The organism is Georgenia halophila (assembly GCF_039541595.1).
Map to the genome: position 1 here is coordinate 163,538 of NZ_BAABGN010000013.1, position 14,052 is coordinate 177,589.

A 14,052-nucleotide genomic window follows, 5' to 3' on the forward strand; every position below is an offset into this window, starting at 1 on the left:
GCCGGAGAAGAGTCCGTCCCGAGGAGACCTGTGGTTGCTGACGCTAGTGCCCGCCATCTTGCCGTCGTCGCGGCGCGTGCCGCGGCCGATAAGAAGGCCCACGAGATCATCGCCCTCGACGTCTCCGAGCGGCTGGTCCTCACCGATGTCTTCCTCGTGGTCTCCGGAGACAACGAACGCCAGGTCAAGGCGATCGTCGACGGCATCGACGAGGCCCTTCACCGCGAGGGCGCGAAGGCCACGCGCAAGGAGGGCGTCAACGAGGCACGCTGGGTCCTTGTGGACTACGGCGAGATCGTCGTCCATGTCCAGCACGAGGAGGACCGCGAGTACTACGCCCTCGAGCGGCTGTGGAAGGACTGCCCGGCGATCGATCTGCCGGACGAGCTGTCCGGTCCCGCCGACGGTGAGGGTGACGCCCACGGTGACGTGAGCGCATGACGGCAGGAACCGTCGTCCTCTGGCGTCACGGCCAGACGGAGTTCAACGCTGCCGGCAGGCTCCAGGGCCAGTCCGACATCCGGCTCAACGACGCCGGGATCCGCCAGGCAAACCTCGCGGCGACGGCCCTCGCGCCTCTCGAGCCCACCCGGATCATCACCTCCGATCTCGTCCGCGCGACCAAGACCGCGCAGGCCCTCGCCGAGCGCACCGGTGTCCGGCCGACGACGGACGTCCGTCTCCGTGAGCGGAGCTTCGGCCGGTGGGAGGGGCTGACCCAGGAGGAGATCCAGGCGTCCTGGCCCGAGGCGTTCGTGGCGTGGCGACACGGCCGGGAACCGGAGGGCGTCGACGCCGAGACTCGCACCGAGTGCGGCGTGCGCGTGGCGGACGCCGTCAACGAGGTCTCGGACGAGCTCGCCGCCGACGACGTGCTCGTCGTGGTCAGCCACGGCGCGGCCATCACGGTGGGGCAGACGATCCTGCTGGGCCTCGAGCCGTCGCAGTGGTTCGGCCTGACGGGCCTGGAGAACTGCGGCTGGGCCTTGATGCATCCCAATCCCGGGCGCGAGCCCGCCTGGCGGCTGAGCGCCTACAACCTCGGCCTCGACTGAGGACGGGACGGGCTGACGGACGCCGAGCCGGCGTCAGCAGATGGTCACCGCCGGCCGGGTTCGAAGGCCTTCTCGTAGACGTCTTTCGCCTGGTCCTGGCACTTCGGTGAGATCACCGCGAGCGCGGCGACATCGCTGAGCAACGGCTCACAGTCGGGGCCGCGGCCCACCATCTTCCCGGTGAGCAGCCAACCGACCGTCCCGCGCCGCCGGCTGAGGTGGTCGTACTGGCAGAGCTGGCGGGCGACCCACTGCTCGGACGGGCGATCCCACCACGGCTCGGGCGTGATGGGGTTGGCGCTCAGCCCGGGGAGGCGGCAGCCGCTCTCCTTGTCGACGCTCTCCTCGGGCACGTCGGCGTCCGGCCCCTTGCTGTAGCGCACGTACAGCTGGCCCACCTTGCGCTGCAGGTCGACAACCTGACCGATGTCCTCCAGCAGCGGCAGCTCGTGCTGACCGGCCACCTCCCGCGCCTCCTGCGCCGTGGCCTCCGCGGTGTCGTCGCCTCCCATGCTCCTCCTCGAGTTGCCCGGGGTCACTGCTGGGGCGCGGCGTTCATTTTCGGCACCACGCTGATGCCGCCGGAGGTCTCCAGCACGGCCCACTTGATCTGGTCCATCCGTTCCAGCCCCTGGGTCTGACGGGCCGAGCTGAGGATGTCGTCGGCGGTGACCTGTTCCTTGGCCATCACGGTGCGGAGCTGCTTGCCGTTCTCGACCAGCACCACGGGCATGCTCTCGGTGATGCGCTTGAACATCGGGAAGCGCCAGGAGGCGTAGTCGGAGAGCCGCTCGAGGATCACCAGGGTGGCGATGGCGAGGGCGGCGTGCGTGATCGAGAAGTTCTCGCCCAGCAACGCTTGCTGAGTCGCCTCACCGACAATGAGCAGGATGACGAAGTCGAAGGTGGTCACCTGGGCGAGCGAGCGCTTCCCGGTGAGCCGGAAGATGAGCAAGAGGATCAGGTAGATCGCAGCAGCCCGGATCACGGCATCCATGGAATGGGCCTCCTCAGGGCGTCACAAATTGTGAGAACGACACGGATTCGTCACCGACGGCGAGCTCGCCGTCGAGCGTCCCGTACTCCTGGCCACGGAAGCTCACCGAGACCTCTGTCGTCCCAGCGGTGGCCACCGGGATCTCCAGGACCATGCCGTCCGGCACGGCCCGCTGCTCCGACGGCTGGGGCGTGATGCCCTGCAGGCTGATCCCACCGGGCCAGGATCCGGTCAGCTCGACGGTGATCGCGCCGTCGACGACGGCCTCGGGGCCGAAATGCAGGGTGATGCTCTCGTCGGCCTCGTGACCGATGACGCGGTCGAACTCCACAGTGACGACCTCCGTCGCGCTGGAGCGGCTCGACCAGCTCAGTGGGCCGGCGGCGACCAGGCCGAGCAGACCGGCGAGGATGAACAGCGTCACCAGCGCCGTACCGACACGTTCCCAGGCCCACTCGAGGCGCTGGAAGCGCTCGTGCTGCTCGATCTCCAAACTCACCGGCGGCCCTCCTCATCCTGATCGGGACAGGTCCCGCAAGGCATGGGAACGAGCATGGACCGGGACGAGCGGCTCCGCACTTCGAAGTCGTCCGCGCCAACGGGGGGAGCAGGACCCGTCGGGCCTGGTCAGGACGCCGTGTCACCCGGTTGGCCGCCCACGGCTACTGGCCGGCCATGCCCCGATCACGCTCGACGACCTCGACGACGTCCCCGACCTTGGTGACGTCGAGGAGGAACAGCACCACGTCCGACGGATCGACGAAGGTCAGGCGGCGGGGCTGGTACGTGGAAGCCATCCGAGCGAGGTAGGTCAGGGCCGACGAGTCCATGAACGTCACGCTCCGGGTGTGGATGTCGATCGGGAGTTCTCGGGCCAAGGCCTCGGCCGTAGCGCTGGACAGCCTGGGCGCCAGGCTGGCGTCGATCTCACCCGTCAGGACGAGCCGCACGCGCCCGTCCGTCGACCGGAGCATGACCTCGCCGGCGGCGCCGTCCTCGCTCGAGCGAGGAAACGTGACATCGGAGACCATGACGTCGTCCACCCCCGTTCATCCAAGCCGGCCACCCGGCGTCAGCAGAAGAAGAACGCTGCTCTTAGCCTCTTGCCGCGGCGATCAGGAGTCAATAGACATCGAGACTTCCCGCCGGCTCGAGTGGGCTGTCGCCGGCCGGGCCGGACCGGAGCGGCCCGGACCGGCTCAGCGGCCCGTCGCTCAGCTGGTTCCGGACCCGGTGCGCCGGAGCAGACCCTGATCGGCGATGAGCCGGCGCGAGAGTGTCTTGTAACCCTCCCGGTCGAAGAAGATCGTGATCCGGTCCCGGCCCTCGTGGCTCATGACCACCCCGTCGCCCCACTCGCGATGAGTGACGGCGGCCTGGAGGGGGAACGGGTCCTCCACGCGCTGGCCGTACCGGTCGGTGCCATCGCTGCGATCCGTGCCATCGGTGCCCTCGTTGCTGTCCGCATTCTCTGCGGCGGAGCCGGAGCTCGTGGCCGAGGCGGGCTCCCTCGCCGCCGTTCCCGGCCCCGCCGGCGGCACGACGGCCGGCGGTGAGGTGGCGGTCGGCGCAGAACCTGATGCAGCCGTGTCCGCCGCTGCCGGCGTGGCAGGCGTGGCCGTCGGTCCGAGGTCCGGATCGCCGTCGCCGAGGCAGATGTCGCAGGCTCCGCAGGAGCCGGGGTGCGGCTCCCCGAGGTAACCCAGCAGGAACTGACGTCGGCAGCCCCGTGCCTCCGCGTAGCCGCGCATCATGTCTACGCGCGAGCGCTCGATCCGTTCACGTGACTCCGACAGCTCCACGACGTCGGCCACGACCCGGCGTGGCTGCGCGGTGCCCTCGGCCACCACGCCCTTGCTGGTACGACGCACCGCGCCCGCCTCCTGCAGCAGGTTCACGGTGCCGGTGACCTTCCGAGCGGCCAGGCCGGTCCGTTCGCGCAGGGCGCGGATCCGGATGGGCGCACGGGCCCGGCGCACGGCCGTCAGCACCGCCCGGACGGCGTCCTCGTCGACCGACCCGCTGGCGAAGAACCGCCGCAGCCCCAGGTCCTGCGGCCGGTAGTGCAGCACGACGGCGGCGGGGTCGCCGTCCCGCCCGGCTCGCCCGATCTCCTGGTAGTAGCTGTCGAGGGAACCGGGGGCGTCCACGTGGACCACGAAGCGCACGTCCGGCTTGTCGATGCCCATCCCGAACGCCGAGGTGGCCACGACCACGTCGAGGTCGCCGTCGAGGAACGCGTGGTGCACCTCCTCGCGGAAACGGGCCGGCAGGCCGGCGTGGTAGGCCGCCACGGCACGTCCCCCGGCGGTCAGCTCGTCCGCGTAGCGCTCGGTGTCCTTGCGGGTCGAGACGTACACCAGTCCCGGGCCCCGCAGCTCGCGCACGCCCCCGATCACGGCTCGCCACTTGGCCTCGGCGTCGCGATGGCGCACCACCGACAGCTCGAGGTTCGGCCGGTCGAAACCCCGCGAGACGACGAGCGGATCGCGCATGCCCAGCCGTTCGACGATCTCCGTCTGCACCGGTGTGGCCGCGATCGCGGTCAGGGCTACGGCCACCGGCCCGCCGAGACGCTCGCGCACCGACCCCAGCATCAGGTAGTCCGGGCGGAAGTCGTGGCCCCACGACGAGATGCAGTGCGCCTCGTCGACCACGAACAGCGACGGCCGCAGCTGCCGCACCTTCTCGACCACTTCGTCCTTCGCCAGCTGCTCGGGGGAGAGGAAGAGGAACTCCGCTCCCTCCTGCTCGATCGAGCGCCACGCCTGGGTGTTCTCCGCGGTGTCGTGGGCCGAGTTCACCGCGACGGCCTCCGGGGCGTCGGCGGCCTTCAGCCCGGTCACCTGGTCGGTCTGCAGGGAGATCAGGGGTGAGACCACCACCGTGGGACCTCCGCGCACAACCGCCGGCACCTGGTAGATCGCCGACTTGCCGTACCCGGTGGGCATCACCGCGAGGACGTCACGCCCCTCGGACGCCGCGAGCATCGCCTCCTCCTGACCGGGCCGGAGCTTGGCCCAGCCGAAGGCGTCGCGTGCGACGTCACGCAGCCGAGCGGCGCTCATCCGGCCTGCCCGCCGGGCGTCGCGGCGTCGTCGGGCAGTCGAGGTCCGCACGGCTCCGGGTGCGACGGGCGCGGGCGCGGCGGGCGCGGAGTCGACGGGGAGATCGGCACGGGGTTCACCTGCTCACCCTGCGTGCCGCCGGGGACTCCGGCAATCCGGCGAGGGCCGTGTTCGCGAACCCGCTGGTCGGCGGCATACTCGTCCGGTGACTCACGACGCCGCCCTCGCCCATGACCTCGACGGTCTCCAGTTCCGCATGGTCTCCTCCACCGCCTCCCGGGTAGATCCGGAGGCGCCCACCCGGTTCGCATACCGCCAGGACGGCGCGCTGGTCTGGGGCAGCTACCTCGGCGACACGGTCACCCAGGGGCGGTTCGTCGGCGAGCTGCAGCGCGAGCGGCTCAGCATCTCCTTCGCGCACGCTCTGCGCACCGACGGCACGGTCGTGCGCGGCGAGGCGATCAGCCGGGTCGAACGGCGGACGGACGGGCTGCTCTACCTCGTGGAGTCCTTCGCCGTCGACGGTGTGGACCACGAGAGCGTGTGCGTCCAGGTCTGAGCCCGCACGCCCGAGCACCGAGCCGCTAGGCCCGGCTCGGCCGGTCCGGGTTGGTCCGGGTGTAGCGCATCAGGCCTCGCTCGACGACGGCGCCGTCCCGCTCGGCCAGGTCCGTCGGCAGCAGGGATCCGCGGTCGAAGATCTCGTCGAGCACGAGGACCGTCTCGACGCTCTTGACCTGGGGCAGCGCCGCAATGACGTCGACGACGAAGGTGTGGATGGTCTCCACCCCGCGGGCACGGATCAGCATCATGACGTCGTGCTCGCCGGTGGTGATCTTCGCGGACTCGATCTCCGGCATCTCGCGGATCGCCTCGAGGAACGCCGGCCACGTCTGCGGGTGCACCGTGACGAAGACGAGGGCACAGATGCCGAGTCCCGCACGCGCAGGGTCGATCCGGGCCGAGTAGCCGGTGATCACCCCCGCACGGGCGAGGGCGTCCACCCGCGAGTACGCGCTCGAGCGCGAGATGCCGATCTCCTGAGCGAGCGCGGCGATCGAGATCCGACCGTTATCTCGGAGCACTTCGAGGATGCGATAGCCGATCTCGTCGATCTGGAAGGTGGATCGTCCAGCAGGGACGGGACTCGTCGGGTTCATGCCGGACATTCTGTCGGCTCGCAGGGTCCGAAGGATGACTGTCTCGACAAGGGCGCCGATCGGTGGACATATAGTGCTCGCGATCACCTATGCCGTTCCACCCGTCCAGGTGGTGCTGCCCCTTCCAGACGGAGGCTCACGTGTCTCGCTCTCTCGTCCGCACCGTGGCCACGCTCGGCGTCGCCGCAAGCCTCGCGCTCGCCGGCTGCTCCGGCGGGAACTCGGCCGACCCGCAGGGATCCGATGGCGCGACCGACGCCGAGCCCGCCACCCTGGTCATCGACACGGCGTTCTCCCTGGAGACCGGCGACCCCGGGCACAACTACGTGCCGACCGGGAACATGGTGCTGCACGCGGTCTACGACACGCTGCTCACCTACGAGGGCGGAGACGAGTCGGAGCCCGTGCCGTCGCTGGCGACCATGGAGAAGAACGAGGACGCCACCGAGTTCACCTTCACGCTCGACGGTGACCGGGTGTTCTCCGACGGCAGCCCCGTCGAGGCCGACGACGTCGTCTACTCCCTCGAGCGCCTGCAGGGCATGACCGACTCGAAGGCGAACTTCCTGATGAACGGGATCACGGTCGAGAAGGTCGACGACCTCACGGTCCGCCTGACGACCGAGGAGCCCTCGCTCCAGCTGCCGGCGATCGTGACGAACCCCGCGCTGTCCATCCTCAACGCCGAGGTGGTGCAGGACAACGGCGGCACCACCGGCACCGACGACTCCGCCAAGGGCTACCTCGACGGCAACTCCGCCGGCTCCGGGCCGTACCTGCTTCAGACCTTGGACCTGACCAGCCGGGTCGTCCTGGAGCCCAACCCGGAGTACAACGGCGAGAAGCCGCCGCAGTACGAGCGCATCGTGCTCCGCAACGTCAGCGAGAGCGCCACCCAGCTCATCAACCTCCAGGGCGGGGACTCCGACGTCGCCGTCGACCTCAGCGGCGACCAGGTGGCCGAGCTCGGGGACGGCTTCCAGCTGAACTCGGTGCCCTCGGCCGAGACCATCTTCCTGCTGGTCAACCAGAACGCCGACGTCGGCGGAGTGACCGCGAACCCCCACTTCGCCGAGGCGGTGCGCTACGCCCTCGACTACGACGCGCTGCTCGAACTCGCCGGGGCCGGCTCGGTGCAGGCGACCGGTGTCATCCCGCCGACCTTCCTCGGTGCGCTCGGCTCGGGGGTCGAGCAGGACCTCGATCGCTCCGCCGACGCGCTTGCCGAGTCCGGGTACGACGGCGAGACGCTGACGCTGCAGTTCCCGAACGACTACCCGGTCGGCGGCGTCGAGTTCACCCCGCTCGCCTCGCGCGTGCAGTCCCAGCTCAAGGCCGCCGGGATCAACCTGGAGCTCGCGCCCGCCCCGTTCGCCACCGAGATCGACCCGTACGTCAACGGCAACGAGGCGTTCTCCATGTGGTTCTGGGGTCCAGACTTCGCCGACTCGTCTTCCTTCCTGCCGTTCGGTCCCGGCGAGAAGGTCGGCCTGCGCGCCGGCTGGACGGCGGAGATGGCGCCGGACCTGGCGGAGCTGGTCAGCGCCGCCTCGCTCGCGACTGACGTCCAGGAGCGCGAGCAGGCGTTCACGGAGTACGCCACCCAGATGCAGGAGTCCGGGCCGTTCGTCCCGCTGATCGTGCCCGGCAACAACATCGCCACCAGCAGCGACGTCGCCGGCGCCACCTATAACTCCACCTGGACCCTGGACATCCCGTCGCTGTCGCCGGCGGGCTGACCCGGTGACGTCGACGGCGACGCCGACGGCACGGTCCCGGCGAGCAGGTGGCGGCGCGCCCCTGCCGGGGTACCTGCTGCGCAGGTTCGGCACCTCCGTCCTGCTGCTCGTCGGCGTGACGGTGGTGACGTTCGTCCTGACCACCCTGGTGCCGGGCGACCCGATCGCCGCGGCCCTCGGCGAGGGGGCCGCGAGCAACCCGGCCACCGTCGAGGCCTACCGCGAGCGGTACGGCCTGGACCGGTCGCTGCCCGAGCGCTACGTCATCTACCTCGGCCACCTGCTCCAGGGTGATCTGGGCACCTCCCTCCAGACGGGAAGGCCGGTGCTCGAGGACCTCGCGGTCGCCGTCCCCGCCACCGTGGAGATCGCGCTCGGCGCGATCGTGGTGAGCCTCGCAGTCGGCCTGACGCTCGGTACGGTGGCCGCCCACCGCGCCGGCCGCCTGAGCGACCAGGCGGTGCGGGTCTTCTCCCTGCTGGGGCTCAGCGTCCCGACGTTCTGGCTCGCGATCACCGCCTACCACCTGTTCTTCCTCAACCTGGGGCTGGTCCCGGGCTCCGGCCGGCTCTCGCCCGCGCTGACCCCGCCGCCGCGCATCACCGGGCTCTACACGGTCGACTTCATCCTCAACGGCGACCCGGTCGGCTTCATCGACGCGGTGGCCCACCTGACGCTTCCGGTCACCGTGCTCTCGCTGTTCACGATCGGGCTGCTGACCCGGTTCATCCGCACCTCCGTGCTCGAGGTGCTGGGCACGGACTACATCCGCGCGGCCCGCGCGAAGGGCCTGCCGCGGCGCCGCGTCATCTTCGCGTACGTGCTGCGCAGCGCCTCGCTGCCGATCCTGACCATGATCGGCATCGCCTTCGGTGCGCTGCTGTCCGGCACCGTGCTGGTGGAGGCCGTCTTCGCCTGGCCCGGTCTGGGCACCTACGCCTACAACGCCGCCATCGGCCTCGACCTGCCCGCCGTGATGGGGGTGGGGCTCGTCGTCGGCGTCATCTACCTGGGTATCAACTTCGTCGTCGATCTGCTCTACGGCGTCCTCGACCCGAGGGTGAGGCTCGGATGAGCGCGCGCGAGACCAGGCCGGCCGGCCGCCTGGCCGGCGCCCGCCTCGAGCGCCGTCGCCGCCGGCGGCTGCCCGCCGCCTGGCGCACGCCGCTGGCCGTGGTCGGCGCCGTCGTCGCCGTTTGCTGGGTCATCGTCGCCGTCGTCGCGCCGTGGGTGGTCCCGCACGACCCGCTGGCGCAGGAGCTGCCCCGGCTGCAGGCGCCCGGCGAGGCCACCGTCCTGGGCACCGACGTGGTCGGCCGGGACGTGTTCTCCCGGCTCCTCAGCGGTGCCCGCGTCACCCTCCCGCTCGCGGGCATGCTGGTCGCGTGCGCCGCCGTCCTGGGCACCACGATCGGTGCGGTCGCCGGCTACGTCGGCGGATGGGTCGACGAGGTGCTCATGCGGCTGACCGACCTGTTCATGGCGTTCCCGACCGTCATCCTTGCGATGGTGATCGCGGCCTCGCTGGGCCCGTCCCTGTTCAACGCGGTGCTCGCGGGGATCGTCGTCGCCTGGCCGATGTACGCCCGGGTGACCCGGTCCCTGGTGCTCAGCCTGCGCACGCAGAACTACGTCGTCGCCGGGCGCCTGCTCGGCTACTCCCCGTGGCGGACGTTGGGCACGGACATCCTGCCGAACATCGCCGGCTCCGTCCTGGTCCTCGCCTCGCTGGACGTCGGCACGGCGATCCTGCTGCTGACCGGCCTGTCCTTCCTCGGGCTCGGCGCCCAGCCGCCGACCCCGGAGTGGGGATCGATGATCTCCGGGGCGATGCAGAACATCGACGCGTGGTGGCTCGGTGTCTTCCCGGGCATCGCCATCCTGACCGTGGTCATGGCGTTCAACTTCATCGGCGACTCGCTCCGCGACGCGCTGGACCCGCTGTCCTCGGCCGAGCGGACGGGCGCCGGGGCGAGCCCGCCGCCGACGTCGACGGAGACCTCGGCCGACGACGACGGCGACACCGCCGCCGAGGACGCCGGCACCGGCCACCGCCCCGAGACGAGGAGCACGTCATGAGTGTCCTGACCGTGCGGGACCTCACCATCGAGCTCGGGCCGCGCGGCGCCCGCCGGCCCGTGGTGCGCGACCTCTCCCTCGATCTCACGGCCGGCAGGATCCAGGGCCTGGCCGGCGAGTCCGGTTCCGGCAAGACGGTCACGGCGATGGCAGTGCTCGGACTGCTCCCGACGACGGCGCGGGTCAGCGGGTCCGTCCGGCTCGTTGACCAGGAGCTGGTGGGACTCCGGCCCCGCGAGATGAACGACGTGCGCGGCCGCCGGGTCGCCATGATCTTCCAGGACCCCTCCTCCAGCCTGCACCCGCAGCTCACCGTGGGCACGCAGCTCACGGACCACGTCCGTCACCACCTCGGGCTCTCCAAGGCCGAGGCCCGTCGTCGGGCGGTCGAGATGCTCACACGGGTCCAGGTGTCGGCGCCCGAGGAGGCGCTGGGGCGCTACCCGCACCAGTTCTCCGGAGGACAGCGCCAACGCGTCTCCATCGCGATGGCGCTCGCCTGCGAGCCGGACGTGCTGCTGGCCGACGAACCGACCACCGCCCTGGACGTCACCGTGCAGGCCGGCATCCTTCACCTGCTCCGCGACCTGGTGGACGAGCGCCGTCTTGCCGTCCTGCTGGTCACCCACGACCTCGGCGTGATGAGCGCGCTCGCCGACGACATGGCGGTCATGCGTGACGGCGTCATCGTCGAGGCGGGGACCAAGGAGCAGCTGTTCACCGCGCCCCGGCACGCCTACACCCGACAGCTCCTCGAGGCCATGCCGGACGCGCAGGACAGCCTCGTCGATCCTCCGGAGGCGTCATGACCGAGCTGCTGAGGGTCGACGACGTCGCCGTCGAGTACCACGGGTTGCGCGCCGTCGACGGTGTCTCGCTGTCCATCGGGGCGGGCGAGGTGCTCGCCCTGGTGGGGGAGAGCGGGTGCGGCAAGTCGTCCACGGCCCGCGCCGTTGTCGGAATGGAACGCCCGGCGGCCGGCGAGGTGCGGTTCCACGGCGAGCGTGTCCCGCCGCTGGGGCTGCGGCGCCGGGCCGCGGCGCTGACCGCCATCCAGATGGTGTTCCAGGACCCGAACTCCTCGCTCAACCCCCGCAAGCGCATCGGTGACCAGATCGCCGACGGCAACCGCGCCGCGCGAGCTCGCGGGCTCACCTCCGAGCCGCCGCCGGTCTGGCTCGAAGCCGTCGGTCTGGACCCGGCGATGGTGTCGCGCTACCCGCACCAGTTCTCCGGCGGCCAGCGTCAGCGCATCGCCATCGCCCGGGCGCTGGCCGCCCGGCCGGAGCTGCTCGTCGCGGACGAGCCGATCTCGGCGCTCGACGCCTCCAGCCAGGCGGACGTCGCGGCCATGATGCGCCGGCTCGGCCTGCGGAGCGGCGCCGGGATGCTGTTCATCTCCCACGACCTGTCGGTGGTGCGGATCATGGCCGACCGGGTGGCCGTGATGTACCGCGGCCGCATCGTGGAGTCGGGCCGCACGGCCCGGGTCTGGGCCGACCCGGTCCACCCGTACACCCGGGCACTGCTCGCCGCGATCCCGCACGCCGACGGCCGGGGATCTCTCCCGGAGGCGCCCGCGGCGGAGGCCCCGGACGAGTGGATGGCTGAGGTCCCGGAGGCCCTCGACCGGGTCTGAGCGGTCACGACCCCCGCCGAACAAGCCCTACGTCCCCGTGTGGTGCCCGCGATGGGCAATCAGGGCTTGTTCGGCGACCCGGGCTTCTTCGGCGACCCGGGCGGTGCGGGGGCCATGAGTGCCGACATGTCCGGGAGCTGAAAGTACTCCGCCGTCGCACGGGCGCTCGGCCGGCCGCCGTCGGGGTCCGCGCCGGCCGCGATCAGTTGCCGCACGATCGCGCCGTCCTGCCGGAAGACGGCACAGACCAGCGCGTTCTGGCCGCGGTCGTTCAGCCGCTCGACGTCGGCGCCGCGCTCGAGCAGCGCCGCGACGGCGTCGGGCTGCTGGTGGTAGGCGGCCAGGATCAGCAGCGTGTCGCCCTTGGCGTCCGTCAGGTTCACCGGGGCACCGGCGTCGAGATAGCCGGTGAGCTCGGCCGTGCGACCCTCGCGGGCGAGATCGAACATCTTCTGCGCCAGCGCGACGGCGCCCTCCTCTGGTGTGCTCACGGGCACCACCCTAGGTCGGCGGCCGCACCGTCTCGACGTGCGGGAACGCCGCAACCGGCGTTGACTCGACACAGTGAGACGCCTCGTCATCGCACTCGTGGTGCTGCTCGCGGTCGGCGCGTGCGGCGTGACGATCCCGACCGATCCGGATGGCACGCTCGACCGCGTACGGGGCGGCACCCTGCGGGTCGGTGTCTCACCGAACTCCCCGTGGACGGACCTGCCCAAAGGCACTGACGCCGACCCGGTGGGCATCGAGGTCGAGCTCGTCCAGGAGTTCGCCGAGACCCTCGACGCGGAGATCGTCTGGGTGCCCGGCGGCGAGGAGGAACTCATCACCGAGCTCGAGCACGGTTACCTGGACATGGTCATCGGTGGCCTGACCGCGCGCTCGCCGTGGTCCAGCAAGGTGGCGCTGACCTATCGGTACACGGTGACGACGAACGTGTACGGCCAGGAAGAGCAGCACGTCATGGCGGTACCGATGGGTGAGAACGCGTTCCAGGCCGAGCTAGAGAGGCTCCTGTTCGACCAAGACCTGCCCGTATGAGCAGGTCCGAGGACGCACCGCACGCCCGGTTACGGCCACACCGAGCAGCTGGAGGACCAGGAATCCGCTCTGACCCGGGCTCGCCCCAGTGGTGGGCGTCCCGGTCGAGCAGCTGCCCGGAAAGATACTGCCCGAGGTGCGCCGGCAGCGGTCTTCGAGGCATGACGCGGGCCGGTGAGGTCCGCCGTCGCCTTCGAGATGCGAGGGGCAGGGGCGGCCCCGATAGTGGGGAAACGTGGCCGACGACCACCGGAGAGCACGGAGGTCCCTGCCGCCTCGTACAGAGAACTCGATATCGACATGTCTCGAAGTCCAGGGCCCCGGACGAACCTGACGCGTCACCGACCCGCCTCGCGGCGGGAGAGGAGTAGTGAATGTTCTTCCACCGGCAAGAGCTGCAGTTCAAGTCGACTCCGGAGAAGCCCGACGCCGTCTACGCGCGGAAGCTGCAGGAGGTCCTCGGCGGCCAGTACGGCGAGATCACTGTCGCCATGCAGTACAGCTTCCAGGCCTGGAACATGCACCTGCCCGGCAAGTACCGGGACCTGGTGTTCGGCATCGGCGCCGAGGAGTTCGGTCACGTGGAGATGCTCGCCACGATGATCTCTCAGCTGCTCGAGAAGTCACCGCTCGGGGTCACGGAGAAGGCGGTACAGGACGACCCGACGATCGCCGCGATCGTGGGCGGCACCGACGTCCAGCAGGGGATCGTCGCGGGTGCCGGGGCCCGACCGGTGGACTCGAACGGCAACCCGTGGACCGGGGCCTACGTCACGGCCAGCGGCAACCTGCTCGCCGACTTCACCGCCAACGCGAATGCCGAGATGCAGGGCCGCCTGCAGGTGTCACGGCTCTACCAGATGACGGACGACCCTGGCATCCGGGAGATGCTCTCGTTCCTGCTGGCACGGGACACGATGCACCAGAACCAGTGGCTGCGTGCCATCGAGGAGCTCAAGGCGGACGGCCTCGAGGAGCTCCCCGTGCCGGGCAACTTCCCGCAGCAGAAGGAGCACACCGCCTCCTCCTACGAGTACCTCAACTTCTCCGACGGCCAGCAGGCCGGCGACGGGGGGTGGGCGCGTGGCAAGAGCGTCGACGGCAAGGGCGAGTTCTCGTACCACGACGGCCCGACGACGTCGGCTCCGATGCCGCCGCCGACCCACCCTGACTCGAGGTTCTACGGAACCACCGAGCTGCCGAACGCCGTGGAGAAGGCCTCCGGTGCCGTGCAGGACAAGCTGAACCGCGAGTAGCACGGCAACACCAAGACC

General features: G+C 70.7%; 17 protein-coding genes. 10 read left to right on the forward strand and 7 right to left on the reverse strand.

Annotation, left to right across the window (positions count from 1 at the left end; genetic code table 11):
* Nucleotides 1–30 precede the first annotated feature (30 nt).
* Both rsfS and ABD907_RS16910 read left to right on the forward strand, forming a co-directional pair.
* Nucleotides 31–441 carry a ribosome silencing factor gene (rsfS, locus tag ABD907_RS16905; RefSeq protein ID WP_345217680.1) on the forward strand — a complete coding sequence of 137 codons (411 nt, stop codon included), beginning with the start codon at nt 31–33 and terminating at the stop codon, nt 439–441.
* Nucleotides 438–1,055 (forward strand): histidine phosphatase family protein, encoded by a 618-nt coding sequence (locus ABD907_RS16910; RefSeq protein ID WP_345217682.1) that lies wholly within the window; start codon nt 438–440, stop codon nt 1,053–1,055. Before rsfS ends, ABD907_RS16910 begins: the two co-directional genes overlap by 4 nt.
* 44 nt (nt 1,056–1,099) lie before the next feature.
* Here ABD907_RS16910 and ABD907_RS16915 read toward each other — a convergent pair whose 3' ends face one another.
* From ABD907_RS16915 to ABD907_RS16935, 5 genes are all read right to left on the reverse strand, one after another.
* Nucleotides 1,100–1,567: a DUF6098 family protein gene (locus ABD907_RS16915; protein WP_345217684.1), complete on the reverse strand. Its 468-nt coding sequence runs from the start codon at nt 1,565–1,567 to the stop codon at nt 1,100–1,102.
* A gap of 23 nt (nt 1,568–1,590) precedes the next feature.
* Entirely contained in the window at nt 1,591–2,052 is a 462-nt protein-coding gene (locus tag ABD907_RS16920) for a DUF421 domain-containing protein (RefSeq protein WP_345217685.1), read from the reverse strand.
* A 13-nt stretch (nt 2,053–2,065) separates the two neighbouring features.
* Nucleotides 2,066–2,551, reverse strand: coding sequence for a hypothetical protein (locus ABD907_RS16925; RefSeq protein WP_345217687.1), 486 nt, complete (start codon nt 2,549–2,551; stop codon nt 2,066–2,068).
* Between the two features lie 163 nt (nt 2,552–2,714).
* Nucleotides 2,715–3,095 (reverse strand): STAS domain-containing protein, encoded by a 381-nt coding sequence (locus ABD907_RS16930; protein WP_345217689.1) that lies wholly within the window; start codon nt 3,093–3,095, stop codon nt 2,715–2,717.
* A 171-nt stretch (nt 3,096–3,266) separates the two neighbouring features.
* On the reverse strand, nt 3,267–5,120 hold the full coding sequence (locus ABD907_RS16935; RefSeq protein ID WP_345217691.1) for a RecQ family ATP-dependent DNA helicase: 1,854 nt from the start codon (nt 5,118–5,120) through the stop codon (nt 3,267–3,269).
* 205 nt (nt 5,121–5,325) lie between these two features.
* Between ABD907_RS16935 and ABD907_RS16940 the strand changes: the two genes are divergently transcribed.
* Complete coding sequence (locus tag ABD907_RS16940) at nt 5,326–5,679, forward strand: avidin-fold protein (RefSeq protein ID WP_345217693.1); 354 nt, start codon at nt 5,326–5,328, stop codon at nt 5,677–5,679.
* Between the two features lie 25 nt (nt 5,680–5,704).
* Here ABD907_RS16940 and ABD907_RS16945 read toward each other — a convergent pair whose 3' ends face one another.
* On the reverse strand, nt 5,705–6,280 hold the full coding sequence (locus ABD907_RS16945; protein WP_345217694.1) for an Lrp/AsnC family transcriptional regulator: 576 nt from the start codon (nt 6,278–6,280) through the stop codon (nt 5,705–5,707).
* Nucleotides 6,281–6,420: 140 nt separating this feature from the next.
* Between ABD907_RS16945 and ABD907_RS16950 the strand changes: the two genes are divergently transcribed.
* The 5 genes from ABD907_RS16950 to ABD907_RS16970 are packed head-to-tail and all read left to right on the forward strand — an operon-like array spanning nt 6,421 to nt 11,737.
* Nucleotides 6,421–8,019 (forward strand): ABC transporter substrate-binding protein, encoded by a 1,599-nt coding sequence (locus ABD907_RS16950; protein WP_345217697.1) that lies wholly within the window; start codon nt 6,421–6,423, stop codon nt 8,017–8,019.
* 4 nt (nt 8,020–8,023) lie between these two features.
* The gene (locus ABD907_RS16955) at nt 8,024–9,094 is read left to right on the forward strand and encodes an ABC transporter permease (protein ID WP_345217699.1); all 1,071 of its coding nucleotides are present in this window, start codon (nt 8,024–8,026) and stop codon (nt 9,092–9,094) included.
* Entirely contained in the window at nt 9,091–10,098 is a 1,008-nt protein-coding gene (locus tag ABD907_RS16960; RefSeq protein ID WP_345217701.1) for an ABC transporter permease, read from the forward strand. The genes ABD907_RS16955 and ABD907_RS16960 overlap by 4 nt, the downstream gene beginning before the upstream one ends.
* Nucleotides 10,095–10,907: an ABC transporter ATP-binding protein gene (locus tag ABD907_RS16965; protein WP_345217704.1), complete on the forward strand. Its 813-nt coding sequence runs from the start codon at nt 10,095–10,097 to the stop codon at nt 10,905–10,907. The genes ABD907_RS16960 and ABD907_RS16965 overlap by 4 nt, the downstream gene beginning before the upstream one ends.
* Entirely contained in the window at nt 10,904–11,737 is an 834-nt protein-coding gene (locus ABD907_RS16970) for an ABC transporter ATP-binding protein (RefSeq protein WP_345217707.1), read from the forward strand. The genes ABD907_RS16965 and ABD907_RS16970 overlap by 4 nt, the downstream gene beginning before the upstream one ends.
* Before the next feature lie 59 nt (nt 11,738–11,796).
* Here the strand turns inward: ABD907_RS16970 and ABD907_RS16975 are convergent, their stop codons facing one another.
* Nucleotides 11,797–12,186 (reverse strand): ankyrin repeat domain-containing protein, encoded by a 390-nt coding sequence (locus ABD907_RS16975; RefSeq protein ID WP_486334127.1) that lies wholly within the window; start codon nt 12,184–12,186, stop codon nt 11,797–11,799.
* Between the two features lie 115 nt (nt 12,187–12,301).
* Between ABD907_RS16975 and ABD907_RS16980 the strand changes: the two genes are divergently transcribed.
* Both ABD907_RS16980 and ABD907_RS16985 read left to right on the forward strand, forming a co-directional pair.
* A complete protein-coding gene (locus ABD907_RS16980; RefSeq protein WP_345217711.1) occupies nt 12,302–12,778 on the forward strand; it encodes a transporter substrate-binding domain-containing protein in 477 nt (158 codons plus the stop codon).
* A 374-nt stretch (nt 12,779–13,152) separates the two neighbouring features.
* A complete protein-coding gene (locus ABD907_RS16985) occupies nt 13,153–14,034 on the forward strand; it encodes a manganese catalase (protein ID WP_345217714.1) in 882 nt (293 codons plus the stop codon).
* The last annotated feature ends 18 nt before the right edge of the window (nt 14,035–14,052 follow it).

Excerpts from the sequence above, each read along its gene's own strand:
- ABD907_RS16985 (WP_345217714.1), top strand. The coding sequence starts at position 13,153 with ATGTTCTTCCACCGGCAAGAGCTGCAGTTCAAGTCGACTCCGGAGAAG.
- ABD907_RS16935 (WP_345217691.1), bottom strand. The coding sequence starts at position 5,120 with ATGAGCGCCGCTCGGCTGCGTGACGTCGCACGCGACGCCTTCGGCTGG.
- ABD907_RS16975 (WP_486334127.1), bottom strand. The coding sequence starts at position 12,186 with ATGTTCGATCTCGCCCGCGAGGGTCGCACGGCCGAGCTCACCGGCTAT.
- ABD907_RS16920 (WP_345217685.1), bottom strand. The coding sequence starts at position 2,052 with ATGGATGCCGTGATCCGGGCTGCTGCGATCTACCTGATCCTCTTGCTC.
- ABD907_RS16970 (WP_345217707.1), top strand. The coding sequence starts at position 10,904 with ATGACCGAGCTGCTGAGGGTCGACGACGTCGCCGTCGAGTACCACGGG.
- ABD907_RS16915 (WP_345217684.1), bottom strand. The coding sequence starts at position 1,567 with ATGGGAGGCGACGACACCGCGGAGGCCACGGCGCAGGAGGCGCGGGAG.
- ABD907_RS16960 (WP_345217701.1), top strand. The coding sequence starts at position 9,091 with ATGAGCGCGCGCGAGACCAGGCCGGCCGGCCGCCTGGCCGGCGCCCGC.
- ABD907_RS16910 (WP_345217682.1), top strand. The coding sequence starts at position 438 with ATGACGGCAGGAACCGTCGTCCTCTGGCGTCACGGCCAGACGGAGTTC.
- ABD907_RS16965 (WP_345217704.1), top strand. The coding sequence starts at position 10,095 with ATGAGTGTCCTGACCGTGCGGGACCTCACCATCGAGCTCGGGCCGCGC.
- ABD907_RS16945 (WP_345217694.1), bottom strand. The coding sequence starts at position 6,280 with ATGAACCCGACGAGTCCCGTCCCTGCTGGACGATCCACCTTCCAGATC.